Origin of the sequence: Gluconobacter aidae (genome assembly GCF_009547075.1) — a bacterium.
Taxonomy (GTDB): Bacteria; Pseudomonadota; Alphaproteobacteria; order Acetobacterales; family Acetobacteraceae; genus Gluconobacter; species Gluconobacter aidae.
Genome location: NZ_WIPH01000057.1, coordinates 1 through 6,811, shown reverse-complemented (window position 1 = coordinate 6,811; position 6,811 = coordinate 1). Strand labels below are relative to the sequence as shown.

At 52.6% G+C, this 6,811-nt stretch carries 5 protein-coding genes; 2 read left to right on the top strand and 3 right to left on the bottom strand.

What is annotated here, in order from left to right:
* Nucleotides 1-72: 72 nt before the first annotated feature.
* The gene (locus GFJ39_RS13105; RefSeq protein WP_153431824.1) at nucleotides 73-1,758 is read right to left on the bottom strand and encodes an alpha-keto acid decarboxylase family protein; all 1,686 of its coding nucleotides are present in this window, start codon (nucleotides 1,756-1,758) and stop codon (nucleotides 73-75) included.
* Between the two features lie 104 nt (nucleotides 1,759-1,862).
* Between GFJ39_RS13105 and GFJ39_RS13100 the strand changes: the two genes are divergently transcribed.
* Nucleotides 1,863-2,753 carry a LysR family transcriptional regulator gene (locus tag GFJ39_RS13100; protein ID WP_153431822.1) on the top strand — a complete coding sequence of 297 codons (891 nt, stop codon included), beginning with the start codon at nucleotides 1,863-1,865 and terminating at the stop codon, nucleotides 2,751-2,753.
* Nucleotides 2,754-2,830: 77 nt separating this feature from the next.
* Here the strand turns inward: GFJ39_RS13100 and GFJ39_RS13095 are convergent, their stop codons facing one another.
* Nucleotides 2,831-3,742 carry a LysR family transcriptional regulator gene (locus GFJ39_RS13095; protein WP_153431820.1) on the bottom strand — a complete coding sequence of 304 codons (912 nt, stop codon included), beginning with the start codon at nucleotides 3,740-3,742 and terminating at the stop codon, nucleotides 2,831-2,833.
* Nucleotides 3,743-3,848: 106 nt separating this feature from the next.
* On the opposite strand from GFJ39_RS13095, the gene GFJ39_RS13090 reads away from it, so the two are divergent.
* A complete protein-coding gene (locus GFJ39_RS13090) occupies nucleotides 3,849-5,489 on the top strand; it encodes an NAD-dependent malic enzyme (protein ID WP_153431818.1) in 1,641 nt (546 codons plus the stop codon).
* 102 nt (nucleotides 5,490-5,591) lie between these two features.
* On the opposite strand, the gene GFJ39_RS13085 is transcribed toward GFJ39_RS13090, so the two are convergent.
* Nucleotides 5,592-6,581 (bottom strand): DDE-type integrase/transposase/recombinase, encoded by a 990-nt coding sequence (locus GFJ39_RS13085; RefSeq protein ID WP_153431817.1) that lies wholly within the window; start codon nucleotides 6,579-6,581, stop codon nucleotides 5,592-5,594.
* Nucleotides 6,582-6,811: the final 230 nt, after the last annotated feature.

Genomic DNA, 6,811 nt, shown 5'->3' with positions numbered 1-6,811 from the left:
CCCTCCACGTGTTTATGCATGTACTTTCCTGTTTTTAAAGGAAGGTACATGCATAAATTAAATTACTTATTTTCAGACAGGCTTGCGGGAATTGGCGGCTGCAACAAATTTACCCCACTGCACGAGAGTTTCGGTGCAATCTGTCTGATCCAGCTTACATTCGATCAATGTTGGTCCACGAGTATTCTTCTTGGCCTTCTCAATGGCTTCAGCCAGTTCTGCACCTGTCGTAGCGTGCAGGCCCAGTCCGTATTTACCACTTTCCACGCCCGGAACCCCCTGGTTGAAGACCTGCATCAGAGCGGCATAGTCCCAGTTCTGGATATAATTATACGGACCATCATGAATTTTGATCTCAATGACGTAACCAAAATTATTGATGAGGAAGATAATAACCGGCAGTTCATAGCGAACCATCTGCGCCACTTCCTGTGCCGTCAGCTGGAACGAGCCATCACCAACCATCAGAACATGCTGACGCTTAGGAGCAGCCAGGGCATTACCGAAAATAGACGGTACAGACCAGCCGATATGTCCCCACTGCATTTCCGACTCAACTTTAGCACCCTCAGGCAGATGCATACGTGTTGCATTGAACCAGGAATCACCAGTCTCGGCGTATAATGTCGTGTTACCGTCAACCAATGCATTGATCTGACGGGTCATTTCATCATTAGTAAGCGGCTTGGCACCGTCAGCAACCGGCAGCGCAACGGGAGTATACGGTTTCACCAGAGAGGCAGGCTTACTGGACACCCGCTCCGTCAGAGCAGCCACGAATTCCTTCAAACGGAAACCTTCAAAAGTCTTTCCGCTCACCGTGACACGGCCTGGGTCCACCTCAAGCACACGCTCGCCACGCACGGAATCCCGCCAACCGACAGTCGAATAATCATTCCAGACCGGGGCCAGAGTGATAACAGCATCAGCGCTCTTGATGACATCTTCAACGCCAGGGCTGCTGACCTCCCCCCAATAAACTCCGCGGAAACCCGGATGCGCCTCAGAGAAGAAGCTCTTGGCCGCAGCCATAACAGTCACAGCACAACCGAGCTTGTCTGCAAGAGCCACTGTTTCAGTCAGTGCCTCACAAGAGCGCAGCTTGCTCCCAACAAGAATGACAACATTCTGGGCTTTTTCAAGAAACGCGAGACTTTCTTCAAGCGCAGCTTTGAGGCTGACTTCGTCTGCCTTCAGGTGAGACAGAAGCGACGAAACCGGACCTGGGCGCACACAAGGCTGGCTCGCAACGTTACAAGCAATTTCTAAATAAGCGGGCTTTTTTTCGCGCAGTGCGGTCCGAATGACGTGATCGATTTTTGCAGGTGCAGTGTCTGCCGAGGTGATGCTCTCAGCCGCACACGTAACGTGCTTCACCATCTCCATTTGATAATTATAATCTGTCGTGCCGATCGTGTGGTGCAGGACATGGCCCGACCCATGATCATTAGAGTTCGGCGCACCAGAAATCAGAATGACGGGAAGATTTTCAGCATAAGCCCCACCCAGACCATTCATTGCTGAAATTGCACCGACACTAAACGTCACCACAGCAGCAGCAGCACCATTTTCGCGCGCATAACCTTCCGCCGCGAAGCTGCAATTCAACTCATTGCAGTCATAGATCTGCTTCATACCGCCATGCTCAATCAGTTGATCAAGCAGAATCAGATTGTAGTCACCAGCAACAGCAAAATGATGCTTCAGACCGATTTGTGTCAGCCGTTCAGCGAGATAATGCCCAACAGTGAAAGCCATAACTCAGTATCTCCAATAAAAATTCTTCCCCCAAGATGGATGCCCCTATTTTAAACGTCCAATATATATTTTGACTGATTGTCATACGTGTATCATATGGATATATGGATCTTCGTCACCTACGCTATTTCGTGGCCATCGCAAAGCATGGCAGCTTCACAAAAGCTGCAGAGACGCTTCACATTGAGCAGCCTCCTCTCAGCCAGCAGATTAAATCCCTAGAAACAGAGCTAGGAGTGCAACTCTTTATCCGGTCTAAACGCGGGGCCACCTTGACGGATTTTGGGGAGCAGCTTTTTGAAAAAGCCCAGACAATTCTGCGCCTTGAACATCAATTTCACCTTCTGGCCAAAGGATTATCTCTTGGCGAACAAGGGCGTCTTAGAATAGGGATGGCTGGAGCCGTCGCGCTGTTACCTCTAATACCTAAAGCCATACGAGCATTTCGAGAGCAGTGGCCCGATATTGTAATCACACTCGAAGAGAGTAACACCCCCGCTCTCTGTGAGGCTTTACGAGAGCGCCGGGTGGATCTCGCCATTGTACGCCCGCCAGCGCCAGATCCGGAAATCGTACTCCATCCTCTCTTTGATGAACCAACCCTGATCGCCATTCCAAAAGGCCATCCACTTTCCAAGCGCCACACGCTCAAATTAATCGACGTCGCCAAAGAACCATTTCTTATTTTTGATCGCTCACTCGGCCCCGGTTTCTACGATGCTATTATCTCAGCCTGTCAACAAGGAGGTTTTACTCCGCGTTTCGGACAAGCAGCCCCTCAGATCACCGCAACAATTCCAATGGTTGCGGCGGGACTGGGTGTAGCAGTCGTTCCGGCTTACCTACGACAAATTCATGCTGATGGCGCAACATTCCATCCCATCTCCGGCCCCTCACCTCGAGCCAGCATCTCGCTTGCCACCCTTGAAACGGAATTGACTGGACCAAGCGCCAATTTCCATCAAATTCTTCTGGCTATAGGAAACAATAATTAGAATATAATATTGAGTATATTATCCGTAATTTCTATTAATAATTACAAAAATCCGATCATACATATTAATTATTTTCACTAATGCCATGACGGTCGGTGCGCCAAAAAATCTCTTAAATTGTCGAGAAAAGTTCGAACGCGCAGAGGCACGTTACGTCGACTTGGCATCGTTGCAAACAATCCGATCGTCTCCCCTTGGTACTCCGGTAAAAGACGGACCAACCTGCCGCATTGCAGGTCGTCGCCGACGTCCCACAAGACTTTGAACACGATGCCTTTACCCTTGAGTGCCCAATCATGCACCACTTCGCCGCTCGTCGTCGATAGATGCGGCGTTACCTCAACGATCTGATCTTCTCCTTCACGAGACAGCCGCCATCGGTCGAGCATTCCCAGCTCATGCCCACGCATCAGGCAAATACAGCGATGCCGATTTAATTCGGCAGGAGTGGCAGGCATGCCAAATTTCTCAAGATAGGCCGGAGCAGCGCAGATGACTCGTTCACTGCTCATGATTTTTGTCGCAACAACCCCCGTTTCATTCGGCATGCCAATCCGAATGGCCAGGTCAAGGCGACTATTAACAACATCCAGCCCTTCATCCGACAGAAGAAGATGGACGCGCAGCTTCGGGAAACGATCGGCGAATTCGCTGACAAAATCAGCCAAACGGCGACGTCCCAGTTCAAGTGGTGCTCCAATCCTCAGAACACCACGAAGCTCTTTTTGATTGGCGGAGATCTCGGCTTCGGCTGCTTCAATATCAGTCATGATCTCTGCAGCACGCTCATAAAACGTCTGTCCCTCGTCCGTCAGGTCGAAGCGTCTTGATGTCCTTGTGACCAGCCGTACGCCAAGCCGCTCCTCCATCCGAGCCAGTCTTCGACTGGAAGCTCCTGCCGAAACGTTGAGATGACGTGCGACGGCAGTCAGATTTCCCGCTTCAACGAGGAGTACGAAAAATCTCAGGTCACCGGCGTCATCGTGCATTGAGGGGCCATCTTTGCATTTTATACACAGATACAATGCCTTTTATGCGACTACCAGCACCATCAACGCACATCCATTGTCTGTTCATCAATGAATGGAGACAGACATGACGTCCGATCGCACTGCATCTTCACTCCCTCCCCTTCTGGATGCGGTTCACAACCGCGAAACCGCCTTCACGAATGAGGAGCGGCACAAGAATGGTACGCTCGGCCTCCTACCTGACGCCGTCGAAACTCTTGATCGGCAGATGGAGCGCGTCCTGTGGCAGCTGGACAGCAAGAGCAACGATCTCGAGCGCTTCTTGCATCTGAATGGATTGTCACAGCGTAACGAAACACTGTTCTTCAAGGTTGTGATGTCCGATCCGAAACGCTTTCTTCCGATTGTTTACGATCCGACGATCGCTGATGCCTGCCTTCAGTACAATCGTCTCTTTGAGAGACCACAAGGCCTGTATCTTTCGTTGCGTCACAAAGGGCATGTGAAAGAGATTCTCGCCAACTGGCCCGAAAAAGATGTGCGCTTCATTTGCGTCAGTTCCGGCGGTCGTATTCTCGGGCTCGGAGATATTGGCGCCAACGGCATGGGCATTCCGGTGGGCAAGCTGCAACTCTATACAGCCTGCGCCGCCATCCCACCTCAGGGCCTGATGCCGATGTTGCTGGATATCGGTACGACCAATCAGAAATTGATTGACGATCCACTCTATCTCGGTTTGCGGCAGGCACCCCCATCGTCAGACGAACTCGACGCATTCGTTGATGAACTCGTCGCAGCCATTCAAGAGCTTTATCCTCATTGCTGCCTGCATTTTGAAGACTGGAAAGGAGACGATGCTATCCGCCTACTGGCGCGATATCGTGACAAGATCCTTTGCTATAATGACGACATTCAGGGGACTGCGGCCATTACGATCGCGGGCCTCGACACAGCCTTATCGATCAAGGGTGAGGCGCTGAAAGAACAACGTATCCTGTTCTACGGCGCAGGTTCTGCTGGGATCGGCATCGCGAATATGATCGTGAGTGCGCTACAGGACGAAGGCCTTTCTGAAACTGATGCCCGCGCCTGTATCTCAATGATGGATATCAACGGACTGATCGAACCCTCGCGGCAGGATCTTAATCCTTCGCAAAAAGTGTTCGCTCACTTCCATGCAGCGACAAAAGATCTTGCAGAAGCCGTCAAATCTATTAAGCCCACTGTCCTGATCGGCGTCAGTACCAACGCGGGTGGCTTCACCGAAGAAGTCGTCCGCACCATGGCAAGCATCAACGACAAGCCCGTTATTTTCGCGCTTTCCAATCCTACCGACAAGGCGGAATGCACTGCTGAACAGGCCTATCGCTGGACCGACGGCCGCGCGCTCTTTGCTGCCGGTGTCCAGTTCGATGATGTCACTTTGAATGGCAAGACGCTAACCCCCGGCCAGGCCAATAATTTTTACATCTTCCCCGCCGTGGCACTGGCTGTCTGGGCAACACAGGCACGACGCATCACCGACGAGGTCTTTCTCGAGGCGGCCAAGGCAACCGCCGAACAAGTCACAGCAGAACAACGTGCCCACGGTCTGCTTTTCCCGCCGCAGAAGGATGTCCTGCGCGTAGAAATCAATACGGCCATTAAAGTCGCACGCCAAATCTTCAACTCGGGCCTGGCCCAAGTCCCTGAACCCGAAGACATCGTGGACTGGATGGAAGCTAAGCTCTACCGACCGGAATACACATCGGCGAATAGGCAGTAGTCTCTCCTCCCATACCCTCGTGTCCGGAAATGGAGGATTCGAAGAACCGTACGTTACGGACATGGGGGCCAGATTTTTTGGGAGACGGCTGGGATTAAGGTTCTAGGTGTCAGGTTGTGAGACGTCATTGGCGTAAACCATGATACGGTCGACGTCGTTCATGATACTGACCTCTGTCATAGTTTTATAGCTTCGATTACGCAGACGTGGTCTCTGCCTGAGGCGCTCGGCGACTTTGGCGGTAGGCGAAAGGCCGCCCAGAACCCGCTGTCGGCGCAGGTTATAGGCGTGATTGAACCCATGCAGCAGGACTTCGAGATCCGTGTGGTGTGCGACGTTGATCGGCAGAACCTCGGTTGCGATGCGACCGTTGAACCGCTCGACCATACCGTTCGTCTGAGGGGAATACGCTCTGGTTCGCCGACGATCGACATTCTGACAGGCTTTCTCGAAGGCGTCTGCAGTGAAGCACGAGCCTCGGTCGGTCAGGATATGCGTGATCCGGAAAGGAAAGGCGGTTTTGATGGCCTTTAGAAAATCGACGGCATTGGCAGCATTCTCGGCGTCGTAGACGGCCAGATGCACGAAACGTGAGCAGCGGTCGATCGCGACATACAGGAAGCGTTTACGGGCCTCGCCATCTTTGGTTTGCAGATTCGGCAGATGCTTCACGTCGATATGGACATAGCCCAGGTCGTAGTCCCGGAATGTGCCGTCGCCGCGCACGGGACAAATTTTCTCCTTCGTCGGCCGTCGGTTGAGCCCTACGTCCTTAAGAATACGCCAGACGCTATCTCTGTTGAGGTGAGGCAGGAAGTGCCGCAGCACGAACGTCAGGTCATCGAGCCCGAACTCGGTGGCGCGACGAAGATGACAGACAATCGCGCGCTCTTCCTCGGTCGTTTTCCAGGCCAGTAACCGGGGTTTACTGCTTCGATCCGTGCATCCCTCGGCTCCACGCCTGCGCCATTTGCGCACGGTCTCGTCGCTGACGCCGAAGCGTCGCGCCAACACCCCGGTCCCTTCCATCGAGCGTGCAATTTCGGCCCGGACGACAGGTGTGGTGCGGGCTTGCGGATGGATCTGATGCATTAACAATCACTCCGGCGTTCAACGTCAAACCAGGGGGCGTAAGCGGCAATAGCCCACGATACGCCGTCCCAATGACGTCTCACAACCTGACAGCTAGTGGAAGCGACAGGCTATCGAGGCCATGTCGGCGACTTTCTCCCGTCAATCCGGCGTCCAATCTTCAGAACGCAATCCATTTACCCGGGTGAATTCTCGTAGGTTTCCGGTTATAACGACCAGTCCTTTGCTCG

Coding starts and splice junctions, on each gene's coding strand:
- GFJ39_RS13105 (WP_153431824.1), bottom strand. CDS start 1,758: ATGGCTTTCACTGTTGGGCATTATCTCGCTGAACGGCTGACACAAATC.
- GFJ39_RS13095 (WP_153431820.1), bottom strand. CDS start 3,742: ATGCACGATGACGCCGGTGACCTGAGATTTTTCGTACTCCTCGTTGAA.
- GFJ39_RS13100 (WP_153431822.1), top strand. CDS start 1,863: ATGGATCTTCGTCACCTACGCTATTTCGTGGCCATCGCAAAGCATGGC.
- GFJ39_RS13085 (WP_153431817.1), bottom strand. CDS start 6,581: ATGCATCAGATCCATCCGCAAGCCCGCACCACACCTGTCGTCCGGGCC.
- GFJ39_RS13090 (WP_153431818.1), top strand. CDS start 3,849: ATGACGTCCGATCGCACTGCATCTTCACTCCCTCCCCTTCTGGATGCG.